The organism is Rhizobium indicum, from assembly GCF_005862305.2.
Classification (GTDB): domain Bacteria; phylum Pseudomonadota; class Alphaproteobacteria; order Rhizobiales; family Rhizobiaceae; genus Rhizobium; species Rhizobium indicum.
In genome coordinates, this window is sequence record NZ_CP054025.1 from 90,598 (window position 1) to 116,285 (window position 25,688).

Here is a 25,688-nt window from a genome sequence, read left to right on the forward strand (position 1 = left end):
GCAACAGCAAAGGGCGCGGTTTGAACCGCGCCCTTTGCTTTTCTACTTGCGCGGCTCGGAAGCTTTCTTCCTGGCCGCGTCGTCCATCAGCTCATACCACATGGCGTTGAGGACGGCGAAGGCTGCGGCCAGCGGTAGGCCGAGGATCCATGCAAAATACCACATCGTTTGGTCTCCCTCAGAGCAATTCCAGGAAAAGTGCGAAGCGGTTTCCCGTCCGGAATTGCGTAAAAACAAAAGGTTAGAGCGGTTCTACTGAGTCGCTCTAGTAAGCGTGGCTATTTTCATCGGTGATGGACTTCTCATCGACCTTGCCCCACAGAACCTTGTAGACCCAGGCTGTGTAGGCGAAGATGATCGGCAGGAAGATCACCGTCACGACCAGCATGATGAACAGCGTCATGTGGCTGGAGGATGCATCCCAGACCGTCAGGCTCGATCGCGGATCGAGCGAGGAGGGCAGGATGAACGGGAACATCGATAGGCCGACTGTCGAGATGATGCCAAAGATCGCGACCTTGCTGAAGAGCAGCGTCATGACCTCGCGCCTTGCCCGCATGGCAATGAAGGCCAGTGCCGCGCCGACGAAGCCGAGGACCGGCGCGATGATCATCCACGAATGGGCGGCATAATTGGTAAGCCACGCGCCTTTCTCCAGCGCCACGGTCTTCAACAGCGGATTGGAGGGGCCGATCGGGCTGATATCGCTGGTGATGCGATAGCCACCGACGCCGATCCACAGGAAGAGACCGCCGAGTGCGAAAAGCAGAATAACGGCAAGGGCGGCGATGCTGCCATAACGTCTGGCACGTTCGGCCACCGGGCCACTCGACTTCAACACCAGCCATGCCGCACCATGCATCGTCAGCATGGCTAGGGAAAGCAGGCCGCAGAGCAGCGCATAGGGGTTGAGCAGGGCGAAGAACGAGCCCTCGTAGAAGATCCGCATATCGTCGGCAAAACGGAAGGGCACGCCCTGCAGCACATTGCCGACGGCAACGCCGAAGATCAGCGACGGCACGAAACCGCCGACGAACAGCGCCCAGTCCCAGCCGCTCCGCCAACTGGCGCTTTCCCGCTTCGACCGGTATTTGAAGCCGACCGGACGCAGGATGAGCGCGAAGAGGATCGCGAACATCGCCAGATAGAAGCCCGAGAAGGAGACCGCATAAAGCGGCGGCCAGGCGGCGAAGATGGCGCCGCCGCCGAGGATCAGCCAGACCTGATTACCCTCCCAGGTGGCGCCGACGGTGTTGATCGCCACGCGCCGTTCCGTATCGGTCCGGGCGACGAAAGGCAAAAGCGTGCCGACGCCGAGATCGAAGCCGCCCGTCGTCGCAAAGGCGATCAGCAGGACGCCGAGCAGTAGCCACCAGATGAGACGCAGGGTTTCATAGTCGATGAGTTGGTGAAGGATCATGGCAAGTCACTCCGCGGCCGGGACGAGGGTTTCGGAAATCAGAATCGCTTCCGGCTCGTCGTCCGGCTCCGGTCCTTGCTTGATCGCCTTGATCATCAGGCCCATCTCGATGACGATCAGAACGGTATAAAGTGCGCCAAAACCGATAATGGTCAGAAGCACAGTGCCGGCGCCGAGGCTGGAGACGGCGGCTGCCGTCGGCAGCACGCCTTCGATCACCCAGGGCTGGCGGCCGAACTCGGCGACGACCCAGCCGAGTTCGATGGCAACCCAGGGCAGGGGGATCGCCAGCACGGCAATTCTGAGAAGCAGCGGATATTTGTCGAGATGGCGGCGCGCCGACAGCCAGAAGAAGGTGGCGGTCAGCAGGATGAAGAAGATACCGAGGCCGACCATTATGCGGAAGGACCAGAAGAGCGTCGGCACGTGCGGGATGGTATCACGCGCAGCCTGAACGATCTGCTCCTCGGTCGCCTGGCGCGGATCGTCGACATAGCGCTTCAGAAGAAGAGCGTAACCGAGATCATGGCCGAGATCCTCGAAGGAGGTGCGCACTTCCTGCGCAACCTGACCCTGTGCCGGTACTGCGCGGATCTGCATCAGCGCGTCGTAAGCCTTGATACCGTCGCGGATCCGGGTTTCGGCCTGCTGTTCGAGCTTGTCGATGCCGGGGATTTCGGTCGTCAGCGACCGCGTGCCGATCAGACCCATGACCCAGGGAATGTGTACGGCAAAATGCGTCTCGCGCGCCTCCTGGTCGGGGAAACCGAAGGCGGTGAAGGCCGCCGGAGCGGGTTCCGTCTTCCACATGCCCTCGATTGCCGCGAGCTTCATCTTCTGGTTCTCGGTCGCGAGATAACCGCTTTCGTCGCCGAGCACGACGACGGAGAGTGCCGAGGCGAGGCCGAAGGAGGCCGCGACCGTCATCGAGCGCTTCGCAAGCTCGATATGCCGGCCCTTGAGGATATACCAGGCGGAAACGCCGAGCACGAAGATCGAGGCGCAGACGTAACCGGCCGACACAGTGTGGACGAATTTCGCCTGGGCCACCGGATTGAAGACCACGTCGAAGAAGCTTGTGATCTCCATGCGCATCGTCTGCGGATTGAGCGCCGATCCCACCGGGTTCTGCATCCAGCCATTGGCGATCAGGATCCAGAGCGCGGAAAAATTCGAGCCGAGTGCCACCGCCCAGGTGGCGACGAGATGGCCGACCTTCGACAGCTTGTCCCAGCCGAAGAAGAACAGCCCGACGAAGGTCGCCTCCAGGAAGAAGGCCATCAGACCTTCGATCGCCAGCGGCGCGCCGAAGATGTCGCCGACATAATAGCTGTAATAGCTCCAGTTCATGCCGAACTGGAATTCCATGACGATGCCGGTGGCGACGCCGAGCACGAAGTTGATGCCGAACAGCGTGCCCCAGAATTTGGTCATCTGCCGCCAGATCTGCCGGCCGGTCATGACATAGACGGTTTCCATGATCGCCAAGAGCACGGACAAGCCGAGCGTCAAGGGCACGAACAGGAAGTGGTAAAGCGCCGTCAGTGCGAATTGGAAGCGCGATAACGCGACGATATCTAGTTCCATTGTCTTTCTCCCACGGTCCCACGGGGTACAAGGCGTTCCTCAGCACCGGCTGGCGCGTGAGGGTATGCAATCTTGCTCTAGTCCGGCCGAAGCCGGTCGAGCGCCTTTTCGAACGCCGCCTCTCCGCGGCGCGAAATTTCTGTGATGCGACCGCCGTTGATGACGGCGATGCGGTCTGCGATCGCCGCCTCCCGGCGGATATGCGTGGCAATCACCAGTGAGCGGCCCGCCGCCATTACCGACAGCCGGCAGAGCACGTCGCGGGCGGTGACGCCGTCGAGACCCTCTGTCGGCTCATCGAGCAGCCAGAGTGGCGTGTCGCGCAGGAAGAGCCGGGCAAGCGCCAGCCGGCGCGATTGGCCGCCCGAGAGGCCGAGCCCGCCTTCGCCAAGCGGCGTATCGATCCCCCGCTGCATGGCCTCGATATCGGCAAGCAGGCCGGCGGCGGCGAGCGCTTCGCGAAGACGGGCCTCGTTCGCATCCGGGTTTGCAAGAAGCAGGTTGCCGCGCAGGCTGTCCTCGAAGAGCTCCGTTCGTTGCGTCAGCAGGGTTGCTGTCATCGCGGTAACGCTTCCCGTCCTTGCCGGTAATTCGCCGGAAAGCAGGGCAAGCAGGCTCGACTTGCCGGCGCCGCTGCTGCCGATGACGGCCAGTCGTTCACCCTGTTGAAGCGCTAGTTCAATATCCTCGAGCGCCGGCACGGCGGAGTTTTCATGGAAGGCTGACACTTTCACCAGCGAAAAGGCGTATCCCGGCAACGGCGCCGCCAATGGTTCGGGTGCCGCCGCGACGGCAAGCCGCGGCGCGATGCGCCTTGCCGCAAGCAGCGTCCGGCCGAGTTCCAGGGCGCCACGGCGCAGCGCTGCGAAGGGTTCGACTGCCGCAAAGGCGACGAGCAGGCCGAGTGCGGCGACAGGGGCGGTGATCGCCTTCGTTTCCGCAAGTGCTGCGACGGCGAGCAGCGAAGCCGTCAGCAGCAAGGTCGAGGCGAGGCCGAAGCCGAATGTCAGGACGGTTTCGACGCGGTTCAGCCGATTGTCGGCGCGGGCGGCGTAATGGTCCGCCGCGGCAATCGCCTCCCTCTGCGCGGCAAGCCGGCCGACCATCAGCAGATCGGTCTGGCCGGCGACGAGATCGATCGTTCGCGACCGCAGCGCCTCGATGCCATGGGCGCGTCTGCGGGCATGTTTGCGCGCCGCCCGCCCGGCGATGACAGGCAGGCCGAGGCCGGCACTGGCGAGAAAAAGGCCGAAGCACAGGCCGAACACGGGATGCATCAGCCCCAGCACCACGCTTGCCGCCAGTGCTGCACCGATCGCCACCGCAGCCGGCACGAGGATGCGCAGGTAGAGGGAATCGAGCGCATCGATATCGGCCGTCAGCCGGAAGAGCAGCCGTGCGGGACGGTGCGCCAGCGCACGGGCAGCACCCGGTTCGGCAAAGCCGCGAAACAGCCTTTCGCGCAAGGCGGCGAGCACGCCGAGCGTTGCGTCATGGGTCGCAAGCCTTTCGCCATAGCGCGCGGCCGTACGGACGATGGCGAGCAGGCGGATGCCGGCGGACGGCGCAAAGACGTCGAAGGTGACGGCGGCAGCGGCCGAAAGGCCGGCGAGTGAGGTGGCGGTGATGAACCAGCCGGACAGGCCGAGCAGGGCGATGCCGGCGGTCACCGTCGCCGCCGAAAGTGCTGCGCCGAGCAGCAGCGCACGCCGGCGCTCGGCAAGGAACAGGCGCAGGATCGGCTTGAGGTCTGCAGCAGATCCGTTCATTCGGCGGCCTCCCTCATAACGATGTCGGCATCGACGCGCATGGCGCGATGCATGCGGGCGGCAAGCAGCGGATCGTGGGTCGCAACAATAAGGGTGCGGCCCCTGGAGAGCGAAAGCAGGCTCTCGGTAACCTCGGCGGCGGTGGCGGCGTCGAGATGCGCGGTCGGCTCGTCGGCCAGGATGATCCGGAGATGCGGATTGCAGGCCGCCCGCGCGATCGCCAGCCGCAGCGCCTCGCCGCCGGAAAGCCCGATCCCGCCTTCGCCGAGCGGCCGGTTGCCATAAGCGGCGGCGACTTTTCCGAGCCTGGCGGCGTCGAGCGCATCCGTCACGTCGCCGCGCAGAATACCGGGCCTGCCGAGCGCGATATTGCCGGCGATGGTGCCCGCGAAAATATGCGGTCTCTGACCGATCCATGCCATGCTGGCGCGCAAGGCAGCTGCGGTGTCATCCGCAAGTTCGATGCCGTCGATGATGATGCGGCCGCCGGTGCAAGGCGCCAGTCCTGAGATCAGCGAAAGAAGCGTCGACTTGCCGGAACCGCTGGCGCCGAGAAGCGCCAGATGTTCGCCGGCCGCGATATCGAGGTTGAGACCGTCAAGGATCAACGGCTCGGCGGCGTTGTAGCGGAAATCAACATCCTCAAGTCGGATGGCCGGCGCTTCGACGACGGCAGATACCGCTGGCGCAACGTCGGCTGCTCCTTGGATGGACAGCCCGCCGGCAGCGAGTGAGTCCAGGGCTTTCAGCGCCGCTTCGCCGGCCGCCCGGTCATGCCAGACGGCCGAGAGTTCGCGCAGCGGTTCGAAGAAGGCCGGTGCAAGCAGCAGGATGAACATTCCCTCGGTCAGGTCGAGTCGGCCTACCCAAGTGCCGAAGCGAATTTCGCCGAGCAGGCTGAAGCCGACATAGACGGCAATCATCGCCACGCCGAGTGCGGCGAAAAGCTCGAGCACCGCCGACGACAGAAAGGCGATCTTCAGCACCGCCATGGTGCGCGTACGCAGCGACTCCGCCTCCGACCGCAGGCGTAGCGCCGTTGCATCGACTGCGTCGAGCGCACGTATTGTCGCCAGTCCGCGCAGCCGATCGAGCAAGAAGCCATTGAGGCCGCCGGTCGCGACGAGTTGCCTTTCGCTGGCCGCCTGAGCACGCCAGCCGATCAGCGCCATGAAAATCGGGATCAGCGGCGCGGCGAACAGCAGAACCAGAGCGGCGATCCAGGAGACCGGAAGGATGAAGGCAAGGATGACGAGCGGCACGAGGCTCGCCTTCATCCGCGCCGGCTGGAAACGGGCGAGATAAGGCACGATCAGTTCGGCCTGTTCGCCAATGACACTTGCGGCTTTGCCGGAGGCAGGCCGGCCGCGATCGACCGGCGATGACATGGATATTGCCGCGACGGCGATCTGGCGCCTGCGGCTGAGTTCGGCACGGGCGGCTTGAAAAGCCAGGCGGCCGCCGGCCGCGTCGAGACAGCTTCTTGCAAATCCGAGGGCGAGGATGCCGAGGGCTGGCCAGAGAACGTCACGCAATCCGCCGCCATCGGCGATCCGGCCGACCGAGACGGCGAGCAATGCGGCCTGCGGGATCCAGACGGCAGCGGCCAGCGCCTGCAGTATCGCCGCTCTGCGCAGTCCGCCTTTCGCATCATCTGGGCGGGTGACAGGCGAGACTGTATCGCCGTCCAGCAACGGCTCGGCCTCTTGTCCGTCCTTCGCGTCGAAGAAAGCAGTGCCCATGGCGCTAACTCTTGTTCGCAGGATTTGGCCGGCGGCTGCGGCCGAGCGAAACGACCCGGTCTTTAGCCTCCAGAAGCTTGGTCACTTTCGCGCCCAGCGAGAGTAACGTTGCGAGCCTTTCTGTTTCAAGTTGTTTTACGTCTTCATACCAATGCGTCAGCTGCTCGATCAGCGTGTGCATCTCGCTCATGCGTTGCTGCGCATGCCGCTCGGCGTCGCTGGCCGGCCGCTGCATTAGGATCTCTCGCAGAACCGACAGCGTCGGATCGACTTCGCGCTTCTTTCGCTCCTCGGCAAGCGTCCTCAATATGTGCCAAACATCGTCCGGGGTGGTGAAGAAATCGCGGCGATCGTCCGGCTTGTGTTTCAGGATAACAAGGTTCCAGGCCTGCAATTCGCGCAGGCTCATCGACACATTGGAGCGCGAGATGCCGAGCGACTCGGCGATCTCCTCGGCGCAGACCGGCGCGGGCGAGACGAAGAGCAGGGCATAGATCTGGCCAACCGTGCGGTTGATCCCCCAGCGCGAGCCCATTTCGCCGAAGTGGAGAACGAAGGACTGGACGAGAGGCGGAAGGTTCATGGTCGTTTCCGTTGCATCTGTGATTTCAGAAATTTCTGAAATCACTATACTGACTTTCGCGTCTCGCCGGCAATCGGCAAGGCAGCCCTGCGTCAATTTGGATGTCCGTTCTTGATCGTGGGCTAGATATAGCCGGGTGCGACGTGGCTGGATTTGACTTGGGTCAAGTCCACAGCACTTTGCAGCGATGACGCAGAAACGCCCGGCGATGCGCTACGCATGCCGGGCGTTCTGTCGGATTAAGAGGTTAGGGCCTGCAACCGCTGCCGCCCAGGTCTCAGGAATGCGGCCCGGCTTAGATCAAGCCGGTCAGGATGCCGACACCGGCAATCGTCGCAATGCCGCCGGCCGTGCGCGTCACGAAAAGGCCATGACGTTCACCGGCGCGGCAGATGAGATAACCAAGGACGAGGCCGGCGACGTGCAACAGTGCGGTCGCGACCATGAAACCGGCGGCATAGGCGGCACCGGCGGCATTTTCCGGCATTTCGGCGCCATGTGCATGACCGTGGAAGATGGCGAAGAGGCCGATCATGCCGAGTGCTGCGGCGAGCGGCGCCTTGACATTGAGCGCAACGACGGCGCCGAGGACGACGACGGAAAGCGCGATGCCAATTTCAACGAAGGGAACATTGATCCCAGCAACGCCGAGCGCACCGCCGAGTGCCATCACCAGAACGAAGGTCGTAGGCACGAGCCAGGTGGCGCGGCCACCGAGCTGAAATGCGAAAACACCGACCATCACCATGGCGAGGACATGATCGAGGCCAGAGATCGGATGGGCAAAGCCATGGCTGAAGCCGGCAGCTTCGCCGATGGCGGGATGGGCATAGGCGACGGCTGGAAGCGCTGCGGCAGCCAAGGCAAGCAGACCGCTCTTGAGTGCTGATTTCATTGCTCATTCCTCGTGAGTTTTCGAATATCCTGCGGCCGCCGAACACAGGCATGGTTCCAAGTCGCGTGCATCACGCTAGTTCAAAGAATTCGCGCCGTCAACGAAAATGCCATGAAATAACAAGCCAATTCAATTGCTTATCTGATAGGCAGATGCCGCTTTCGATAGCGCCTCCCAGCGCCCCAGCGACTCAAGATCGAACTGGAAACGGTCCCCCACAGAGGCTATCAATCGTCCGGCAGAGACGGCGCAGACCGCCGTGATGGAGGAGACGCCATGACGAATACCGAACGGCCGCTGGCGATCAGCGCGCCCGAGCCGCGCACGCTCGATCTGATTTTCAGCGACAAGGCGCGCGCCGAGTTGCAGGCGAAATATGAGATCGTCGAGGCAGATCCCGAGAATATCGCCGGTCTCGGCGACGAAGTCCTCGGCAAGGCGCGTTACATCATCGGCCAACCGCCACTTTCGGCGGAAACGCTGGCCAGAATGCCGGCCTTGCGTTCGATCCTCAATGTCGAAAGCAATCTTCTCAACAACATGCCCTATGAGGTGCTCTTTGAGCGCGGCATCCATGTGGTGACCACAGGCCAGGTCTTTGCCGAGCCGGTCGCCGAAATCGGTCTCGGTTTCGCGCTGGCCTTGGCGCGCGGCATCGTCGATGCGGATGTCGCTTTTCGCCAAGGCAACGAACTCTGGGGAGGGGAGGGGAATGCAAGTGCGCGGCTGATCGCCGGCTCCGAGATCGGCATCGTCGGCTTCGGCGATCTCGGCAAGGCGCTGCGGAGGCTGCTGTCCGGCTTCAGGGCCCGGATCAGGGTGTTCGATCCCTGGCTGCCACAATCGATCCTCGAGGAAAACGGCGTCGAGCCGGCGAGCCTCGAGGATGTCCTGACGAAGAGTGATTTCGTCTTCGTCGTCGCGGCCGTCACCAGCGAGAACAGAAGATTTCTCGGCGCTGGGGCCTTCGCCAGCATGCGCAGGGGCGCGGCCTTCATCCTGCTCAGCCGCGCCGATGTCGTCGATTTCGATGCGCTGATGGCGGCCGTCTCGTCAGGCCACATCGTCGCGGCCAGCGACGTCTATCCTGAGGAGCCGCTGCCGGCCGATCATCCGGTGCGGAGCCTGAAAGGCTTCATCCGCTCGGCCCACCGGGCCGGCGCGCTCGACAGCGCCTTCAAGAAGATGGGCTACATGGTGCTCGAAGACATGGACCTGATGGATCGCGGCCTGCCGCCGATGCGCTGCAAGCGGGCGGAACGCGAGACGGTCTCCCGCATGCGTTCCAAACCGGTGGCGGTGAATTAGAACAGAATGCCGACGTGACGCGTCGCTTTAGGCGGCGCGCTGCTCGGCACCCTGGATCGCCGCAAGCTTCCAATCGGCGCCAGACTTGCGCACGAAGGTCCAAACCTCGGTGCTTTCGCTCGGACGGCGGTCGTCGCCGGAAACGACGCGGCCGCTGTCGCGTTCAACCATCGCGTCGATCGAGGAATAGCGCATGGCGAGCGTCGCATATTCCTGGCCGTCTTCGCGCCAGGCCTCGGCAATATCCCCCTGCAGCAGCTTGACGTCCGAGACGCTGTTGCGCACACCGTTGGTGGCGTTTTCGCCAAGCTCCTCGGCAAGATAGGACATCGCCTCGGGCGTCGTCAGCCGGCGCAAGGTGCCGTAATCCTCGGCGCCGTAAGCGGTCTGCACTTGGGTCAGCAGTTCCTCGAACTGATCGAGATCGGCTTGCGCCAGCCCGATCTCGTCGCTCGGCCGATTGCCGCGCGACTGCCCGCCGAAACCGCCCCCCGAACCGATCGTCGGGATCTGGAACGACGAATTATTCGTGGGCGACATGTTATAGGACCGGCTCTGGCCTCCGACGCCGTAGGAAGGCTGGCGGCGGTTGGCGAAATAACGCATGGCGAGCATGACGGCGCCGCCGATCAGCGCGATCTGCAACAGCATGCCGAGCAAGCCGAAGCCGCCGCCGAAACCGTGACCGAGCAGCATGCCGAGAAGGCCGCCGGCAATCAGGCCGCCGATCATCGAACGGCCGAAACCGCCGAACAAGCCAGGGCGCTGGGCGCCGAGAGGCTGCTGCGCGGTGGCAGGTGCCGTGGTCTGCGAACGCGGCGTCATCGACCTTTCGATCGGTGCTGTGGCCCCAGGTGCGGTGCTGGTGACCGGCGGAGCCTGGAAGGTGCGCGTGCCGCGGCTTCCGAAACCGCCGCTGCCGGCGCGGCGCGCTTCTGCATCGTCAAGGGAAGCAAAAACGGTAGCGCTCGTCAGTGCGGCAATGGCCGCGATCTTGGCAAAACGCGAAACGGCACTCGGCATTCCTGATCTCCTGTCATGCACAATCACGGCATATCGAGAGCTAATATAGGTACTCTTTCCCGAGTGTGAAGCTCTCCGGATGCGTTACTGGCAGACATCGACCCAGTTGGCGCCAGTCAGCTCAGCCAGCCGTCCGGTTTCGATGCGTACGGCCGAGTTGGTCGAGCCGGCGGCCGGCACGACTTCATCGAAGCGTTTCAGCGAGATATCGCAATAGATGGGCAGCGGCGAGGGCAGGCCGAAGGGGCAGACGCCGCCGATCGGATGGCTGGTGACCGCCACGACCTCTTCGGCATCGAGCATGCGCCCCTTGGCTCCAAACGTGTCCTTGAACTTGCGATTGTCGAGCCGCGCCGTGCCGCCGGCTACGACCAGCATCATCTGCTCGCCGACGCGCAGGCAAATCGTCTTGGCGATCTGGGCCGGCTCGACGCCATGGGCTTCGGCGGCAAGCGCAACCGTCGAGGAGCTCTCGGCGGTTTCGATGATTTCGATATCGGGTGCGTGGGCGCTGAGGAAGGCGCGGACAGATTCAAGGCTCATGACGTGATGCTAGCCCAGGAAATACGCAATTTGAAGCGTAAAAGACGCCTGCCGAAAACCGCCGCTTGCAAGTCGCGCGGACATCGTCATAATAATTTTGCACACGTGCTCAATTTTGTCATTCGGCCGTTACGTTCAACCCCTAGAGCGGGATACGCCACGTTTTCGTGGGGTTTCGGAACGGTCATCATCAGCAGTGCTGACCCGTCAAGAGGCCTCACACTGCTCTTCTAGGGAGACGAAGAAGATGACTATTTTGCCGACACTGAAATCCCTTGCCGTCGCAGCCGCCATCCTGGCGTCGACCTCTGCAATTGCACTCGCCAAGGACGTTCACATCAGCGTCTGGGCCGGCGGCACCGGCCCGAACGACGTCTATCGCCTCGACGCCATCGAGATCGCAGCCCAGCAGCTGCAGCGTGAAGCCGCTCTCAAGGGCGAAGACCTGAAGATCACCGTCGAGAAGAAGCCTTATTCGGCCTGGGAGGACTTCAAGCAGGCGCTGACCCTTGCCGCCGAAGCCAAGACCGCTCCGAATATCGTCGTCAGCGGCCATGAAGACATAGCACCCTGGTCGCAGGCCGGGCTGATCGTACCGATCGAGGATTATGTCGATCTCGACTCTTGGCCGCTCAGCGACATCTATGAAAACCTGTTGCAGATCGCGTCCTATAACGGCACCGTCTACGGTATCCCGCAGGACGCCGAATCCCGTCCGATGTTCTTCTGGAAGCCTTACATGAAGGCGATCGGCTACAGCGACGCCGATCTGGATGCGCTGCCGCAGAGCGTCCAGGACGGCAAATACACCATGAAGAACCTGCTCGAAGACGCCAAGAAGATGCAGGACAAGGGCCTCGTCCAGGCCGGCTATGGTTTCTATCCGCGCACCAGCAACGGCCCTGATTACTGGCAGTTCTACACCAGCTTCGGCGGCACGATGGAAGAGGGCGGCAAGCTCGTTTTCGACAAGGCCGCGATGACCCGTACCTATCAGTTCTTCGCCGATGCCGTGAAGAGCGGTGTTACCAAGAAGAACCACATCGGCATGCCGGGCGACCAGTGGTGGAAGGAAGTCGCCACCGGCAAGGCCGGCATCTGGGACGGCGGCACCTGGCACTATGCTCGCCTCGTCAACCAGGAAGGCCTGAAGGACTTCTTCGGCAACGTGATCTTCACGCTGATCCCCGCCGGCGAAGGCGGCAAGGCCAACACGCTGACCCATCCGCTCGTCTACCTGCTGACCGCAGGTCACGACCAGGAAGACACCGAGATCGCCGCCCAGTTGGTCAAGATCGCCTCCGAGCCACGCATCAACGCGCTGCATGCAGTCAAATCGGCCCATCTCGGCATCTCCAAGTCGGAATCCACCGTCGAATTCTATTCGGCCGACCGCTGGACCCGCGAAGCCACCGAGCGCCTGCTGCCGCATGCCAATGCGATGCCGAACAATTCCGATTTCGGCAAATATTGGAACATCATGTGGAAGAACCTTGAAGCATCCTGGACCGGCGCCAAGACCGTAGACGCCGCGGTCGGTGATGCAGAGAGCGAGCTGAAGAGCACGCTCGGCGACAAGATCGTCATCCGCTAAGGTCGAAGCACTCTTCCGGGCGGCGGTAACCCGCTGCCCGGTCGGTCCGCGATGAGGGGGCTTCCATGAAATCGTCCAGAACGCTCGGACTGGTGATGATCGCGCCTGCGGCGATCATGATCGTTCTTTTCTTCCTGATGCCGGTGGTTCTGACGGCGGTCTTCTCGATGACCAACATGACGACGGCGACCGGCATTTCCGGCGGTGTCTACCAGATCGCGCCCAATTCCCTGATCGCGCTGAAATCGGCGATGCCAGACATCGCTGCCGAGATGGCCGAACCGCGCTACACGATCGACGACGCAGGCCTCAAGGCCGTCGAGGGCCTCGGGCTTGCGCCGGGGATTGCCGCGGAATTGCGCGCCAAACATACAGGTGAGGTCTTTCCGACACGCCGCGACGTCGAGCGCATGATCAAGGATCTTGCCGAGCGACCTTCGACACGCGAGGTCAAGCAGATCTCCGAACAGTTCAACCGCTCCGTCCTCAACACCCGTTTCGACAGCAAGGAGCAGCTCTTTTCGGCGCTGGACAGTCTGGGGTTCAAGCTGACGCCGGAACAGAAGGAAACCGTCGCCAGGGTCACCTATACCGGCTGGACCTGGACGACCGACAATTTCTCACGCATGGCCACCTCACCCGACATGGCGCGTGTGCTTTTCAATACCGTGCTCTACGTCGCGCTGGTGCTGATGCTCTTCAATGTCGGTTATGCGCTGTTGCTCGCCATCCTGACCCATTACATGCCGCCGACGCCGGCCTCGATCTTTCGCGGCATCTGGCTCCTGCCGCGCATCACGCCCGTCGTCATCTACGTCATGCTGTGGAAGTGGCTCGCCTGGGACAGCGGATTCATCTCTATCCTGATGGGCAAGTTCGGCTATCCGCCGAAGAACTATCTTCTCGACAACGCCTATAACGCCTGGTTGTTCGTCGTGCTGATCAACGGCTTCATCGGCGCCTCGATGGGCATGCTGGTGTTCTCCTCGGCGATGAAGGCCATTCCGAAAAGCCAGTTCTATGCGAGCGAGGTCGACGGCGCCTCCCGCTGGCAGCAGATCCGCTACATCATCCTACCGCAGATGCGCTGGCCGATCCTTTTCGTCACCTGCTATCAGACGCTGTCGCTGCTTGCCTCCTTCAATGAAATCCTGCTAGCGACCAATGGCGGACCGGGCAATGCGACTGAGGTCTGGGCGCTGTCGGCCTATCACACTGCACTGAGGAATTATGCCGGCAATCTGGAATATGGGTTGGGCGCCGCCATGGCATTGGTGCTCGTCGTCATCGGCGTGATGCTGTCGCTCCTCTATCTGCGCGTCTTCAGTTACGGCACGCTAGTCGCCAAGCCCTTGATCGAGGATTGACCATGGCCGAACGATCGCAGCCCTCGGCAAATTACCGCAACTGGCCTGTCATAACGGCGTTGACGATCGTCAGCCTGCCGCTGCTACTCATGTATCTCTATCTCTTCCTCGACACCGTGACGGTGAAGCAGGCGGACGCGCTGCTGCCTTCGGGCTTGACAATCAATCACTGGCGCTTCCTGTGGCAGACGACAGAGGGCAAGGCGAACATCTGGCAGGTGACTGTGAATACGCTGCTCTTTGCGGCCTGCACCACCAGCCTCGTACTTATCGTCTCGTCGATGGCCGGCTATGTTTTGTCACGGCTGAACGTGCCGGCGCGCGGCTTCTTCCTTGCTGGCGTCATGGTGCTACATGCCTTCCCCTCTGTGACGCTGATCATCGCAATCTTCATCGTGCTGCAAATGATCGGCCTCTACAATTCGCTGCTCGGCGTCATCCTGGTGAAGGCGGCGATCGACCTGCCGCTCGGCATCTGGCTGATGAAGGGCTTCTACGACACCGTCCCGTGGGAAATCGAAATGGCCGGCGTCGTCGACGGCGCCTCGCGTTTCCGGGTCTGGCGCAGCCTCGTGCTGCCGCAGGTCAAGCCCGGCATTATGGCGCTTGGCCTGTTTTCTTTCCTCTCCGGATGGGGCGAGTTCATCCTGCCGCAGGTGCTGGCGCCGGGCAACCAAGTGCAGGTGCTTTCGGTCTATCTCGCGGGCTTCCTCGCCGACGACAACAACTATGATTTCAACATGTTCAAAGCGGTCGGCGTCTTCTATCTCGTTCCGGTGCTGATCGCTTACGCGCTCTTCAACAAATACCTCATGAACATCTACGGCGGCGGGAGCAAAGGCTGATGCGCATCCTCCTCGACAATTTTTCGAAGAGCTTCGGCTCCACCAAGGTCATCGAGAACATGACGCTCGAAGTCGGCAACGGCGAGATGCTGGCGCTGCTCGGCCCTTCCGGCTGCGGCAAGTCGACGACGCTGTTTTCTGTCTGCGGCATCCACCGGCCGAGCGGCGGGCGCATCCTCTTCGGCGACCGCGACGTCACCGACCTGCCGAGCCAGGCCCGCAATGTCGGAGTGGTCTTCCAGTCCTATGCACTCTATCCGCACATGACGGTTACCGAGAACATCGGCTTTCCGCTGAAGGTGAAGGGCATGCCGGCCGCCGAAATCCGCAAGGAAGTCGACCGCATCGCCGCCCTCGTTCAGATCGGCAACCTGATGGGCCGCAGGCCGGCCGAGCTTTCCGGCGGCCAGCAGCAGCGCGTGGCGCTGGCCCGCGCGCTGATCCGCAAGCCCGATGTGCTGCTGCTCGACGAGCCGCTCGCCAATCTCGACGCCAAGCTGCGCCTCGAAATGCGCTCGGAAATCCGCCGCCTGCAGCGCGAGACCGGCATCACCGCCATTCTCGTCACCCACGATCAGGTCGAGGCGATGAGCATGTGCGACCGCATCGCCATCATGAAGGAAGGCGAGATCGTTCAGATCGCCACGCCTGCCGAAATGTACAATGATCCGAAGACCGCTTTCGTCGCCGGCTTTCTCGGCAATCCGCCGATCACCTTCCTGCGCGGCGTCGTGGACAAGGGCGCCTTCATCATCCCGCAAAGCGAGATCCGCGTGCCGCTGCCGGATTCTGTCGGCGCCGCCGAGGGCACGAAGCTGATGCTCGGCGTCCGGCCGGAGCATTTTACGCCGGCAGGCGACATCGCCGTGCCGGGCAAGGTCACCTTTGCTGAAACACAGGGTCGCGAGAACCTCTACGACGTGGCTCTTGCCGGCGGACCGCTGCTGCGCTCGATCCAGCCGGTGCGCAGCGATATCCATGTGGGCGACGACGTCCGCTGGGCGATCGACAGCCGCGGCATATTCGTCTTCGACGAAAATGGCAGGAGGCTCTGATGACCCGCGATTTCTCGGCATTTTTTGAGCGTTACGGCTGGCCAACGGCCAAGGGCCGGCTTCCCTTTTGCATCGGCCATCGCGGCGCCAGCGGCCATGAACGCGAAAATACCATCGCCGCCTTCCGCCGCGCCGCCGAACTCGGCGCGGAAATGTGGGAACTCGACACGCAGCTGACCAAGGACGGCGTGGTCGTCGTCTCGCATGACGATCACCTCGAGCGCGTCTTCGGCATCGACCGCCGCATTTCCGAGATGACGGCGGCGGAGCTTGCCGGCCTCGACGGCGTCGACGTGCCGAGTTTTTCGGAGGTGGCCGCACTCGGCCGCGAGACCGGGACCGGCCTCTATGTCGAACTGAAGGCGCCTGGGACCGGCATGCGCTGCTGGCAGCACCTTGCCGAGATGAACCAGCGTTTCGCCTGTCTCGGCTCCTTCGACACGGCACAGGTGCGCGAACTTAGCGACGCGGCCTGCGATTTCCCGCTTTCGGTGCTGATCCGGGTCGGCCACGATCCGCACGCGCTCGCCGACGAGGCCGGCGCCGATATCGTGCATCTATGCTGGGAGAGGGCAGGCGAACGTCCGCAGGATCTGGTGACCGACGCGCTGATGCGCCGTGCCTTCGATGCTGGCCGCGAGATCGTGCTCTGGCACGAGGAACGGCCGGCTGTTCTCGATGACCTCATGAAGCTTCCGGTTCTCGGCATCTGCACGGATCTGCCCGATCTGATGCGGCCGCCTGCGGCTAAGGAAAAAGCAGTTGGCAGACAGGGATAAGGGACCGCGTAAGGCAACCTCCTTCGACGTGGCGCGCGTGGCCGGCGTCTCGCGCGCCGCCGTGTCGCGCGCCTTCACGCCGGATGCCAGCGTCTCGCCGAAGACGCGCGAGAAGGTCTATCAGGCGGCCAAGGAACTTGGCTACCGGGTCAACTATCTTGCCCGAAGCCTGACCAACAAACGCTCCGATCTCGTCGGCGTCGTCGCCGCCGGCCTCGACAATCCGTTCCGCACGCTGCAGATCGAGCATCTGGCAAGAATGCTGCTCGCCCGCAATTTCCGCCCCATCCTGCTGCCGACCTCGCCGGAGGCGGATACTTCGACGGTCATCGGCCAGCTGCTGCATTACGCCGTCTCAGGCGTCATCGTCACCTCGGATGCCCCGCCGACCGAGATCTGCGAGCAGTGTGCGGCTGAGGGTGTGCCGATCGTGCTGATCAACAAGGGCAATGACATTCCCTTCGTCGACCGCATCATCTCCGACGACCGCATGGCCGGCCATCTCGCCGCCACCCACCTGATCGACAGTGGCGCGCGAAAACCCGCCGTGATGGCCGCCCCTGCCATATCCTATACGGCGCGGCGGCGCAGCGAGGCCTTCATTGCACGCTGCAAGCAGCTCGGCGTCGAGGCGCAGTTTCTGCAGGTCAGAATCAACGACTACCGGAGCGGCTACGATGCTGCAGCCGAACTTGCCGCATCCGGCATAGACGGGCTGTTTTGCGCCAACGACTACATGGCCTGCGGCGTCATCGACCGCGTCATGCAGGGCCGCGGCCGCGATGATACGCCACCGCTCTCCATCATCGGCCATGACGACATTCCTCAGGCGAGCTGGACCGCCTACGATCTCACGACCATCCGCCAACCCTGCGACGTCCAGGCCGAAAAGACGGTCGACCTGCTGATGAGCCGCATCGTCGAGCCGGACCTGACGGCGCGTGTCGAATTCACACCGGTGACACTGATCAGAAGAAGGACTGCCTGATGAATACCGCTTTCGACACCGCCGCCATCCGCGCACGGGCGGAGGTCGCGATCATCGTTGCCCTCGAGGTCGGGCGGGAAACGGCCCGGTTTCGGCACGACTCTGCCCCCGGCTCGCTTGCCGTCGAGAACAAGGGATTGCAGGATTTCGTCACCATCGCCGACAGGAGGGCCGAGCAGGCGATCAGCGACGGCCTGCTCTCGCGCTTTCCGGATGATACTTTCATGGGCGAAGAAAGCGGCGGACGATCGGGCGAGGGCGGCACCTGGGTTGTCGATCCGATCGACGGCACGACCAACTACATCAGAGGCTTCCGGCACTGGGGCGTCTCGATCGCCTTCGTCGTCGGCGGCAAGGTGGAGATCGGCGTGGTCTACGACGCCGCCGGAGACAAAGTCTTTCACGCCGTCCGCGGCGGCGGCGCCTTCAAGGACGGTCTTCCGGTGCATGCGGCTGCGACCGTCGATCCGGCCAATGCGCTTGTCATTCTCGGCCATTCCCGCAAGACGAGCTTCGACGATTACCTCGCGCTCTCGCGGCGGCTCCACGAACGCGGCATGGATTATCGCCGCATGGGTGCTGCCGCCATCGACCTCGTTCGCGTCGCCGAGGGTGCCGCCGATCTCTATTACGAACGCCACCTCAATGCCTGGGACATGCTCGCCGGCGCGCTGATTGCCGAAGAGGCCGGCGCTGTGGTGGCGATGCCGCCGGTCGACAGGCTGCTTGCGCAGGGCGGACCCGTCATCTCTTACTCGCCGGGGCTTGCCGGCGAATTCGCGTTCATCCTCGACATCGAGGGGCTATAGATACACCTTCCCAGAGACGCGATCCGCCTGATTGGCGAAACTGCGAGCGTTACCCAACAACGCGATTGCGGCCGCTCTTCTTCGCTGTGTAGAGATTCTGATCGGCGATCGCCAAAATCTCGTTCGGAGACTTGGCAGACAGGGTACCGGCAACACCGATGCTGATCGTGACGTGCAGCCCGTTGCAGATCTCGAACCAGTCCCACTGTTCAATGGCCGAACGCAGCTTTTCGCAGACATCGGCGGCGCCTCGGGGGGCGCCGGCGAGCAGGACGACGAATTCCTCGCCGCCAAAGCGAACTGCCTGATCGGTAATTCGCAACTGGCTGCGCAATATGGCTCCAATGGTACTCAGGACCCGGTCGCCGATCATGTGAGAGAAGTTGTCGTTGATCGACTTGAAGTGGTCGACATCCAGCATCGCGATGGAATATGGACGCTTCTCAGACGTCAGCTCCTTAAAGCGGCTGTCGAGATATTTGCGGTTATAGAGCCCGGTCAGCGTGTCCAGATAGACGGCACTGGCAAGGATATCGGTTTGCTCCTGCAATTTCTGATAGGAGGCCTCCAGCGTTTCTGCGCGCTTCGTCTCCGTTTCGGCAACTTCCTTGAACCGCCTGGTTTCATAGTAGATTTCGGCAAGACGTGCGCGCTGCTGGGTTCTTTCGGCGCTATTGCGCAAATAGGCTTGGTGATATTTCTTATGGGCCGCCAGCGCCGGATCGAACTGTCCCAGCCCCTCATAGGCCTGCGACAGATAGAGATAGATCTGGATACAGGAATCGAAACTGCCGCCGTCGTCGATCAGCTCCACCGCCTCGAGCAGCGGCGACAGGGCTTCCGCGAATTTTCCGGAATTGTTGTAGATCTGGCCCAAGGTGTAGAGATATTGCTGCCTGTCCCTGACATAGCTGTTCTCTTGAAATAGCCGGTAGCGGACCATGCACTGGAGCGCCTTGTCATGTTCGCCCAGGTGGCTGTGGAATTCGGCTTTATTGCCGAGACAGATGCGAGCAGCCCAGCTATCGCCGGTCTCGGTTGCGATGTCGAGCGCCTGTTCGGTCAGTTCCAGCGCTCTCACCAGCATCTGGCGTCCTTCCCCCGGCTGGCCGAGCGCCTCCGCGATATATCCGCCTTCCGAATGAGCGCCGCCGAGATTGATGAGCCACCAGCATTCGTAGGTCTTGTTGCCGATCGATCTGGCGAGTTCGACGGACCTCTCACTCATCAAAATGGCCCGGTCGGGCTGCTTGTTGTACCAGAAGATAATTCCAATGACGTTGGTCGCCAGGCTTTGCGCTTTCAAGTCTGCGGTCTTGTCGGCCAGATCCAGCGCGCGGGTGGCTTCTTCGATCGCTTCCTCGGGCAGGCCCAGTTCCAAGAGCAACCATCCGGAATAGGCCCGGGCGCAGGATTCCTGTTTGGGTTCCTCGTTTGATTTCCAGAAGTCTACCGCCCGGCGGACATGCGTCAGTCCAAGTTCGGCCTTGCCGATTTGAAAACAGTACCAGGCAATGTCGGTGTCGCATTGAGCGGCGAGCCGATCGTCGCCCCGCGCCTTGGCATCGGCAAGAATTTCGCCGGCCAGTGTGAGTGCCTCAACCGACCGGCCCGTGCACCCAAGATGCCACGCTTCCTGCAAGCTGGAATGTGCTTGTTGCGCAATTGCTTTAGTATCAACAACTTGCATATCGGACACCAACATTTGTCTGCTGGATATGGATAGCATCAGAAGTTTAAAATGATGCAAACTGCAAAAAAACAGGCGACAAACCCAGAACCAGGGTATCGAAAGCTTCTCATACCTTTCGGCATTATGCTCCAATGTCCGCCGGTTAATCCGCCATGCGGCGGCGCCAGGCGCGTTCTGTCGCCGGTGCCTCGTCGGTGGTGATCTGATCCGGCTTCAGGGCCATCAGCGCCGAAAAGCCTCGCCATTCCTCTTCGCTGAAACCGGCCTCCGGATCCTTCAGGGTGAAGGTCCAGGCATCGACGCGTTTGCCTTCGTCCTGGCAGAGCGCGATCATATCCAGCCCCGCATTGGCCGCATCAAGGATCAGCGGCCAGTGCAGATAGATCGTGTCCGGCTCGGTCGGGCCGCGCAGGTCAGCGCGCAGTTCCGTCTCGACCGCCTTCCAGCCGCTGGCCTTCCTGATGCCGTAGAGCTTGTCAGTCGGATCGATGCCGCGCAGGAGATCGGGAAGTTTCTCCTTGACCGCGACGATGAGGTCGAGACTGTCGCCGCTGACAATCACCGAGGCGGCGATATCCCTAAAATGCGCGGCCAGATGCGCGACGCCCCTGGCGCCGATCGCTTCAAAGTCGTCCTTCATGTCGAATTGCAGCAATGCGGCTGGATGCGTCGATTGCATCATGGCAGCCAGATCCTCGCTGAGGATCAGCGGCCGGTCGCCCTCTTGCATCCTGATATCCCTGAGGTCACTGACGCTCTTTTCGGCGACCGGTCCATGTCCTGTCGTCTCGCCTTCGAGTTCCTTGTCGTGCAGCACGACGAAACCGCCGTCGGCGCGCACGCGCAGATCGAGCTCCATCGAGGCGCCCGCCGCAAAGCCTTCCGCCATCACCTCGGCGGAAAACAGCGGATCGGCACACTGCTTGCGCAACCGGTGCCATTTCAGGCGGGTACGATGCCCCTCATGCGAAATCTCCAAGCCCTGCGCATCCAGCAATCTCGTCATCTGCATCAAGTCTCCGCGATGCCACTCTCCTGCCTTGACGAGCCGTGATTATCAAGGGCCGAATAGGGCTTTCGTCGGGGTGCCGGGAAGTTTTCGTCAGGCCGGGCTTAAGTCGGGCTGGCGGCCTTGTGGTCGCCGACAGGCCTTCCCGGCTCTGAGAACATCCTATCAGCGGCTATAGGCCGCCGACATCGCCTCCGAAGCGGCTGCGATATCCGCGGCATGGCCGGCCTGCCTGAGGGCCGCACCATACGCCACGACATTCGAGAGCACCGTCTGGAATGCGGCGCGCGGACCAGTGTGGTTCAGCCGCACGAGACGGGCCGGCGCGGTTCCGACGCCTTCGCTCAGCTCGACCCCGAGCTGCCCGGCGGTTGCGATCAGCGCGGCAGGCGCCAGCGCCTCCGGCACCGGCACCGCCGTCACCAGGTTCGAAGCCTTTGCTGCCGGTACCCAGGCCGAGGCTCCGAGTGCGGCAAGCCCTGCCCGTGTCGCCGATGCCGCCAGCGCGTGGCGAGCGACGACATTCTCCAGGCCTTCGGCCTCGATGCGGTCGAGCGCCGTCTCCAGCGCGAAGAATTCCAGCGGCGCCGGTGTTCCCGGCAGGCTACGGCGGCCGCCGTCGATCCAGCTCTTCAGATCGGCCAAAGACAAGATCGAATCGCGCGGGGCGCCGTCTCTGAGGATCAGATCCCAGGCGCCGCCGCTGACGGAAAGTGCGGACACGCCGGCCGGGCCGCCGAGCGCCTTCTGTGGCCCGATCACCGCGATGTCGATGCCGAGATCGTCAACGTTAAGTTCATGGCCACCAACCGAGGCGACTGCGTCGACAACAGTGACGATGCCGCGTGCCTGCGCAAGCGCCAGTATCTCGGGCAGGGGGTTCAGAATGCCGCTCGCCGATTCCGCGTGAACCAAGGCAAGCACATCGATCCGGGGACCGGCGTCGAGCGCTTTTGCCACCGCCTCGATCTCGACCGGCAGGCCTGGCTCGGCGACAATATCGGCGACCGTCGCACCGCCCCGCCGCAGCCATTGCCCGAACCAGCCGCCATAGGGGCTGGTGATGATATTGAGTGCTGTCAGGCCGGGACGCGCAAGACTGACGGCCGCCGCCTCCAGCGCCACCACCGCCTCGGCCTGCACGAGCAGGATGTCGTTGCGGCTGCGCAATATGCCGCCGATCCTGTCGGCAAGGGCAGCGAAGCGCTCTGCGGGGTAGGAGGGGACACCGTGCAGGGGATTCCAACCAGGATCGGACATGGACACTTCCTTCAGCAGGGATCGGTCACGAGACGAGGGACGGCGGCAACGAGCGCGCGGGCGGCATCGGATTGCGGCGCGGCAACGACCGCCGCTGCCGGTCCGGTCTCGACGATCCGTCCGCCATCCATAACGGCGATGCGGTGGGAGACGGCGCGCACCACAGCAAGATCGTGCGAAATGAACAGACAGGCAACGCCCTGTTCTTTCTGCAGATCGACCAGAAGCTCCAAGATCCTGCCACGCACGGTCACATCGAGCGCCGAGACCGCCTCATCGAGCACCAGCAACGAGGGCCGTGTCGCGATCGCCCGCGCAATCGCCACACGCTGCCGCTGGCCGCCGGAGAGTGCCCGCACCGGACGGGCGGCATGATCTGCGGTGAGGCCGACACGCTCCAGCAGCTTGGCGATCTCGCCAGGACGTCGATCTTTCGCGACGACGCCATGGATGCGAAGCGGATCGTCGAGCACTGCACCGACGCTCGCCACCGGATTGAAGGCGGCGAGCGGATCCTGAAACACCATCTGCATACGCGCCCGCCGGCGCCGCAAAGGCGCACCATTCAGCGCGAGCCAATCCTCTCCCTCGAAGCGAATCGAGCCGGCATCGGCAGCAACAAGCCGCAGCAGGATGCGCGATAGCGTCGATTTTCCACTGCCGGAGGCGCCGACGAGACCGAGCGTTTCCCCCGCCGCGATGGTGAGCGACACATTATCGAGAGCGGCAATCCGGCGTCCCGCAGACGAAAAACCTTTCGACAGGTTTTCGATGGAAAGCAGCCTGTCGTTCATGACCGCACCTCCACGATCAGCGGCGGCGTCGCGAGGTCTCGATGGCTGGCGATCAGGGCGGCGGTATAGTCGCTCCTGGGCGCCGAAAGCACCGAACGGACGGGACCTGCCTCGACCAGCCTCGCATTGCGGAAGACGGCGATGCGGTCGACGAAGCCGGAGGCCAGTGCGATGTCGTGGGTGATGAAGAGCAGCGTCATGCCGTCCTCGCGCACCAGCCCGTCGAGCAGGCGGACGATCTCGGCCTGGACGACGACATCGAGCGCGCTGGTCGCCTCGTCGGCGATCAGCAGCGCAGGTCTAGCGGCAATGGCTGCGGCGATCGCCACGCGCTGGCGCTGGCCGCCGGAGAGCTGATGCGGAAAGGCCCGCATCGCCTTGTCGGGCTGCGGTATTCTCACCCGCTCAAGCAATTCTTCGGCCCTGACATAGGCCTGTTTCCAGCTGAGGCCGAGATGGCGCCTGGCGCCCTCGGCGATCTGCTCGCCGATCGTCAAAACGGGATTGAGGCTGGAGCCCGGATCCTGGAAGACGAAGCCGAAATCGCGGCCTGCGCGGGGCGGATGGCCAAGGCCGGGCCAGAGTATCTCGCCGCGGACTGTCGCTCCCTCCGGCAGCAGACCGGTAAGCGCGCGGGCAAGCGTGCTCTTGCCGGAACCGCTTTCGCCGATGATCGCCAGCATTTCGCCGGCGACGATATCAAGGTCGATATCGTCGAGCGCGGCCGCACCACTGCTGCCGCGCCCATAGGTGACCGAAAGCTGTCGCAGGCTCAAAAAAATCCCGCTCATGCCGCCCTCACGCCATTGTCGCCAAGCGCCTTGCCCAGCCCCTCGCTGAAGAGATGGACGCCGAGCACGGTCACGGCGAGTGCCGCACCCGGTATGACCGAGAGATAGGATGCCGAACGCAACACGCTGCGGCCCTCTGCGATCATCGAACCCCAGGTGGCGATATTGGGATTGCCGAGACCAAGAAAAGAAAGCGCTGCCTCGGTGAGGATCGCACCGGCGACGATGGTGGCCGAAAGCGCCAGCACCGGTGGCAATGCATTCGGCAGGATTTCCCGGAAAGCGATCTCGGCCGGATGCATGCCGATCACCCTGGCCGAGGCGACATAATCCTGCTCGCGGATCGCAAGCACCTGCGCTCTCGTCACCCGCGCCGGATCGGCCCAGGTGCCGAGTGCGATGGCAAGGACGACAATGAGCGTCGACACGCCGATGGTGCTGACGAGAGCAAGGGCGAGCAGGAAAGCGGGCACGATCTGGAAGGCGTCAACCACCCGCATCAGCGCCTCGTCGACGAGCCCGCCGGCAAAACCGGCCGCAAGTCCGACGCTGAGCCCAAGCACCATGGCCGCAAACGCCGCCGCCAGGCCAACGGCAAGCGAGGTCCTGGCACCATAGAGCAGGCCCGCCAGCACGTCGCGGCCGAGACGGTCGGTGCCGAGCGGAAAAGCCGGATCGGTGAACGGCGCCAGCAGGGCACGGCCGGCAATTTTCAGCGGATCGCCCGGCGAAATAACGGGAGCGAGCAGCCCGGCCGAAAGCAGGACGAGAAGGATCGCAAGTCCGGCCACACCTTCCGGCGTGCGCAACAGTCGCCGCAGCCAGCTCATACGCCGCCCTCCGAAGCGCCGATGCGCGGGTCGAGTGCGGCATAGACGAGATCGACGAGGAAATTGACCGAGATGACCAGGACGGCGCTGGTGACGATGATGCCCATCAACAACGGCGCGTCACGGCCGTTGACCGCCTCTTGCGCCAGGCGCCCGAAGCCCGGGATCGCAAAGATGCTCTCGATCACCACGCTGCCGCCGAGCATGGCCGCCGATTGCAGTCCGAGCATGGTGACGAGCGGTAACAGCGCGTTGCGCGCGACATGGCGCAGCACGATCCGGCTGCGCGACAGACCCTTGGCGCGGGCGAAGAGCACGAAATCGAGCTTCCAGGCCTCGGCCATGCCGCTACGCATCACCCGCAGAAACAAGGCGAGATAGATCAAGGCGAGTGCGCTCACCGGCAGAACCAGATGATCGGCGATATCGAGTGCGCGCGAAAATCCTGTCTTTCCCGAAGCGATCGTCTCAACGCCGGCGATCGGAAACCAGCGCAGCTTCACAGAGAAAGCGATGCTCAGGACCAGGCCGAGCCAGAAACTCGGAATGGCATAGACGATCAGCGAGCCGATCGACAGCAGCCGGTCACGCAGGCTGCCCGGCCGCGCCCCGGCAAGAATGCCGAGCGCCGAGCCGAGGCCGAAGGAAAGTGCGGTGGCGCTGCCCATCAGGAGTAGCGTATTGGGCAGGCGTTCGGCAATGAGCGCACCGACCGGGCGGCCGAAGGCCACCGACCAGCCGAGATCGAAGCGCGCCAGCGAGGAAAGATAAAGCCAGAGGCGAGCGAACATCGATTGGTCGAGGCCGTAGCTCTCGCGCAGCGACTGCCTAAGTGCGGCATCGCCGCCGCCGATCGAGCCGAGATAGGCGTCGACGGCATCGCCCGAGGCGGATTCAAGCAGAAAAAAGGTGAAGATCACCACGATCAGCAGCACCGGAATGCTGCTGATCGCCCTGCGCCTCAGGAGGATGATTGCACGCCTCACGCCGGACAGGGCCTCTGG

Annotated in this window: 24 protein-coding genes; 8 read left to right on the forward strand and 16 right to left on the reverse strand. The window is 63.1% G+C overall.

Annotation, left to right across the window (positions count from 1 at the left end; genetic code table 11):
- Positions 1–42 precede the first annotated feature (42 nt).
- The 7 genes from cydX to FFM53_RS33810 form a co-directional block, all read right to left on the reverse strand.
- The gene (cydX, locus tag FFM53_RS33780) at positions 43–165 is read right to left on the reverse strand and encodes a cytochrome bd-I oxidase subunit CydX (RefSeq protein ID WP_017957645.1); all 123 of its coding nucleotides are present in this window, start codon (positions 163–165) and stop codon (positions 43–45) included.
- A gap of 100 nt (positions 166–265) precedes the next feature.
- Positions 266–1,420: a cytochrome d ubiquinol oxidase subunit II gene (cydB, locus tag FFM53_RS33785; RefSeq protein ID WP_138389972.1), complete on the reverse strand. Its 1,155-nt coding sequence runs from the start codon at positions 1,418–1,420 to the stop codon at positions 266–268.
- Positions 1,421–1,426: 6 nt separating this feature from the next.
- The gene (locus FFM53_RS33790) at positions 1,427–3,007 is read right to left on the reverse strand and encodes a cytochrome ubiquinol oxidase subunit I (protein ID WP_138389971.1); all 1,581 of its coding nucleotides are present in this window, start codon (positions 3,005–3,007) and stop codon (positions 1,427–1,429) included.
- A gap of 77 nt (positions 3,008–3,084) precedes the next feature.
- The gene (locus tag FFM53_RS33795; RefSeq protein WP_138389970.1) at positions 3,085–4,776 is read right to left on the reverse strand and encodes an amino acid ABC transporter ATP-binding/permease protein; all 1,692 of its coding nucleotides are present in this window, start codon (positions 4,774–4,776) and stop codon (positions 3,085–3,087) included.
- Positions 4,773–6,518 carry a thiol reductant ABC exporter subunit CydD gene (gene cydD, locus FFM53_RS33800; protein ID WP_138389969.1) on the reverse strand — a complete coding sequence of 582 codons (1,746 nt, stop codon included), beginning with the start codon at positions 6,516–6,518 and terminating at the stop codon, positions 4,773–4,775. Before cydD ends, FFM53_RS33795 begins: the two co-directional genes overlap by 4 nt.
- Positions 6,519–6,522: 4 nt before the next feature.
- A complete protein-coding gene (locus FFM53_RS33805) occupies positions 6,523–7,101 on the reverse strand; it encodes a GbsR/MarR family transcriptional regulator (RefSeq protein WP_024320112.1) in 579 nt (192 codons plus the stop codon).
- A gap of 295 nt (positions 7,102–7,396) precedes the next feature.
- Positions 7,397–7,996 (reverse strand): HupE/UreJ family protein, encoded by a 600-nt coding sequence (locus tag FFM53_RS33810; RefSeq protein WP_138389968.1) that lies wholly within the window; start codon positions 7,994–7,996, stop codon positions 7,397–7,399.
- Between the two features lie 276 nt (positions 7,997–8,272).
- Between FFM53_RS33810 and FFM53_RS33815 the strand changes: the two genes are divergently transcribed.
- Positions 8,273–9,304 (forward strand): hydroxyacid dehydrogenase, encoded by a 1,032-nt coding sequence (locus FFM53_RS33815; protein WP_138389967.1) that lies wholly within the window; start codon positions 8,273–8,275, stop codon positions 9,302–9,304.
- Positions 9,305–9,331: 27 nt separating this feature from the next.
- Here the strand turns inward: FFM53_RS33815 and FFM53_RS33820 are convergent, their stop codons facing one another.
- A complete protein-coding gene (locus FFM53_RS33820) occupies positions 9,332–10,327 on the reverse strand; it encodes a Tim44 domain-containing protein (RefSeq protein WP_138389966.1) in 996 nt (331 codons plus the stop codon).
- Between the two features lie 84 nt (positions 10,328–10,411).
- Positions 10,412–10,870 (reverse strand): YbaK/EbsC family protein, encoded by a 459-nt coding sequence (locus FFM53_RS33825; protein WP_138389965.1) that lies wholly within the window; start codon positions 10,868–10,870, stop codon positions 10,412–10,414.
- Positions 10,871–11,117: 247 nt separating this feature from the next.
- Between FFM53_RS33825 and FFM53_RS33830 the strand changes: the two genes are divergently transcribed.
- From FFM53_RS33830 to FFM53_RS33860, 7 genes are all read left to right on the forward strand, one after another.
- On the forward strand, positions 11,118–12,464 hold the full coding sequence (locus FFM53_RS33830) for an extracellular solute-binding protein (RefSeq protein ID WP_138389964.1): 1,347 nt from the start codon (positions 11,118–11,120) through the stop codon (positions 12,462–12,464).
- 65 nt (positions 12,465–12,529) lie between these two features.
- On the forward strand, positions 12,530–13,831 hold the full coding sequence (locus tag FFM53_RS33835; protein ID WP_138389963.1) for a carbohydrate ABC transporter permease: 1,302 nt from the start codon (positions 12,530–12,532) through the stop codon (positions 13,829–13,831).
- A 2-nt stretch (positions 13,832–13,833) separates the two neighbouring features.
- A complete protein-coding gene (locus tag FFM53_RS33840) occupies positions 13,834–14,676 on the forward strand; it encodes a carbohydrate ABC transporter permease (RefSeq protein WP_138389962.1) in 843 nt (280 codons plus the stop codon).
- On the forward strand, positions 14,676–15,731 hold the full coding sequence (locus FFM53_RS33845; protein ID WP_138334010.1) for an ABC transporter ATP-binding protein: 1,056 nt from the start codon (positions 14,676–14,678) through the stop codon (positions 15,729–15,731). Before FFM53_RS33840 ends, FFM53_RS33845 begins: the two co-directional genes overlap by 1 nt.
- Positions 15,731–16,510 carry a glycerophosphodiester phosphodiesterase gene (locus FFM53_RS33850; RefSeq protein WP_138389961.1) on the forward strand — a complete coding sequence of 260 codons (780 nt, stop codon included), beginning with the start codon at positions 15,731–15,733 and terminating at the stop codon, positions 16,508–16,510. The genes FFM53_RS33845 and FFM53_RS33850 overlap by 1 nt, the downstream gene beginning before the upstream one ends.
- Positions 16,494–17,498: a LacI family DNA-binding transcriptional regulator gene (locus FFM53_RS33855; protein ID WP_138389960.1), complete on the forward strand. Its 1,005-nt coding sequence runs from the start codon at positions 16,494–16,496 to the stop codon at positions 17,496–17,498. Before FFM53_RS33850 ends, FFM53_RS33855 begins: the two co-directional genes overlap by 17 nt.
- Complete coding sequence (locus FFM53_RS33860; RefSeq protein WP_138389959.1) at positions 17,498–18,307, forward strand: inositol monophosphatase family protein; 810 nt, start codon at positions 17,498–17,500, stop codon at positions 18,305–18,307. Before FFM53_RS33855 ends, FFM53_RS33860 begins: the two co-directional genes overlap by 1 nt.
- A 49-nt stretch (positions 18,308–18,356) precedes the next feature.
- Here the strand turns inward: FFM53_RS33860 and FFM53_RS33865 are convergent, their stop codons facing one another.
- The 7 genes from FFM53_RS33865 to FFM53_RS33895 all read right to left on the reverse strand — a co-directional run bounded on the left by FFM53_RS33865 (position 18,357) and on the right by FFM53_RS33895 (position 25,670).
- The gene (locus tag FFM53_RS33865; RefSeq protein ID WP_138390068.1) at positions 18,357–20,012 is read right to left on the reverse strand and encodes a GGDEF domain-containing protein; all 1,656 of its coding nucleotides are present in this window, start codon (positions 20,010–20,012) and stop codon (positions 18,357–18,359) included.
- A 130-nt stretch (positions 20,013–20,142) separates the two neighbouring features.
- Entirely contained in the window at positions 20,143–21,006 is an 864-nt protein-coding gene (locus FFM53_RS33870) for a glycerophosphodiester phosphodiesterase (RefSeq protein WP_173883709.1), read from the reverse strand.
- A 168-nt stretch (positions 21,007–21,174) separates the two neighbouring features.
- A complete protein-coding gene (locus tag FFM53_RS33875) occupies positions 21,175–22,269 on the reverse strand; it encodes a pyridoxal-phosphate-dependent aminotransferase family protein (protein ID WP_138389957.1) in 1,095 nt (364 codons plus the stop codon).
- Between the two features lie 11 nt (positions 22,270–22,280).
- A complete protein-coding gene (locus FFM53_RS33880) occupies positions 22,281–23,063 on the reverse strand; it encodes an ABC transporter ATP-binding protein (protein ID WP_138389956.1) in 783 nt (260 codons plus the stop codon).
- Positions 23,060–23,854 carry an ABC transporter ATP-binding protein gene (locus tag FFM53_RS33885; protein ID WP_138389955.1) on the reverse strand — a complete coding sequence of 265 codons (795 nt, stop codon included), beginning with the start codon at positions 23,852–23,854 and terminating at the stop codon, positions 23,060–23,062. The genes FFM53_RS33880 and FFM53_RS33885 overlap by 4 nt, the downstream gene beginning before the upstream one ends.
- Entirely contained in the window at positions 23,851–24,684 is an 834-nt protein-coding gene (locus FFM53_RS33890) for an ABC transporter permease (RefSeq protein WP_138389954.1), read from the reverse strand. Before FFM53_RS33890 ends, FFM53_RS33885 begins: the two co-directional genes overlap by 4 nt.
- Positions 24,681–25,670, reverse strand: coding sequence for an ABC transporter permease (locus FFM53_RS33895; protein ID WP_138389953.1), 990 nt, complete (start codon positions 25,668–25,670; stop codon positions 24,681–24,683). The genes FFM53_RS33890 and FFM53_RS33895 overlap by 4 nt, the downstream gene beginning before the upstream one ends.
- Positions 25,671–25,688 lie beyond the last annotated feature (18 nt).

Coding starts and splice junctions, on each gene's coding strand:
- FFM53_RS33880 (WP_138389956.1), bottom strand. CDS start 23,063: ATGAACGACAGGCTGCTTTCCATCGAAAACCTGTCGAAAGGTTTTTCG.
- FFM53_RS33820 (WP_138389966.1), bottom strand. CDS start 10,327: ATGCCGAGTGCCGTTTCGCGTTTTGCCAAGATCGCGGCCATTGCCGCA.
- cydB (WP_138389972.1), bottom strand. CDS start 1,420: ATGATCCTTCACCAACTCATCGACTATGAAACCCTGCGTCTCATCTGG.
- FFM53_RS33890 (WP_138389954.1), bottom strand. CDS start 24,684: ATGAGCTGGCTGCGGCGACTGTTGCGCACGCCGGAAGGTGTGGCCGGA.
- FFM53_RS33865 (WP_138390068.1), bottom strand. CDS start 20,012: ATGTTGGTGTCCGATATGCAAGTTGTTGATACTAAAGCAATTGCGCAA.
- FFM53_RS33840 (WP_138389962.1), top strand. CDS start 13,834: ATGGCCGAACGATCGCAGCCCTCGGCAAATTACCGCAACTGGCCTGTC.
- FFM53_RS33830 (WP_138389964.1), top strand. CDS start 11,118: ATGACTATTTTGCCGACACTGAAATCCCTTGCCGTCGCAGCCGCCATC.
- FFM53_RS33815 (WP_138389967.1), top strand. CDS start 8,273: ATGACGAATACCGAACGGCCGCTGGCGATCAGCGCGCCCGAGCCGCGC.
- FFM53_RS33795 (WP_138389970.1), bottom strand. CDS start 4,776: ATGAACGGATCTGCTGCAGACCTCAAGCCGATCCTGCGCCTGTTCCTT.
- FFM53_RS33835 (WP_138389963.1), top strand. CDS start 12,530: ATGAAATCGTCCAGAACGCTCGGACTGGTGATGATCGCGCCTGCGGCG.
- FFM53_RS33875 (WP_138389957.1), bottom strand. CDS start 22,269: ATGTCCGATCCTGGTTGGAATCCCCTGCACGGTGTCCCCTCCTACCCC.
- cydX (WP_017957645.1), bottom strand. CDS start 165: ATGTGGTATTTTGCATGGATCCTCGGCCTACCGCTGGCCGCAGCCTTC.
- FFM53_RS33805 (WP_024320112.1), bottom strand. CDS start 7,101: ATGAACCTTCCGCCTCTCGTCCAGTCCTTCGTTCTCCACTTCGGCGAA.
- FFM53_RS33870 (WP_173883709.1), bottom strand. CDS start 21,006: ATGACGAGATTGCTGGATGCGCAGGGCTTGGAGATTTCGCATGAGGGG.
- FFM53_RS33850 (WP_138389961.1), top strand. CDS start 15,731: ATGACCCGCGATTTCTCGGCATTTTTTGAGCGTTACGGCTGGCCAACG.
- cydD (WP_138389969.1), bottom strand. CDS start 6,518: ATGGGCACTGCTTTCTTCGACGCGAAGGACGGACAAGAGGCCGAGCCG.
- FFM53_RS33825 (WP_138389965.1), bottom strand. CDS start 10,870: ATGAGCCTTGAATCTGTCCGCGCCTTCCTCAGCGCCCACGCACCCGAT.
- FFM53_RS33885 (WP_138389955.1), bottom strand. CDS start 23,854: ATGAGCGGGATTTTTTTGAGCCTGCGACAGCTTTCGGTCACCTATGGG.
- FFM53_RS33845 (WP_138334010.1), top strand. CDS start 14,676: ATGCGCATCCTCCTCGACAATTTTTCGAAGAGCTTCGGCTCCACCAAG.
- FFM53_RS33810 (WP_138389968.1), bottom strand. CDS start 7,996: ATGAAATCAGCACTCAAGAGCGGTCTGCTTGCCTTGGCTGCCGCAGCG.
- FFM53_RS33860 (WP_138389959.1), top strand. CDS start 17,498: ATGAATACCGCTTTCGACACCGCCGCCATCCGCGCACGGGCGGAGGTC.
- FFM53_RS33790 (WP_138389971.1), bottom strand. CDS start 3,007: ATGGAACTAGATATCGTCGCGTTATCGCGCTTCCAATTCGCACTGACG.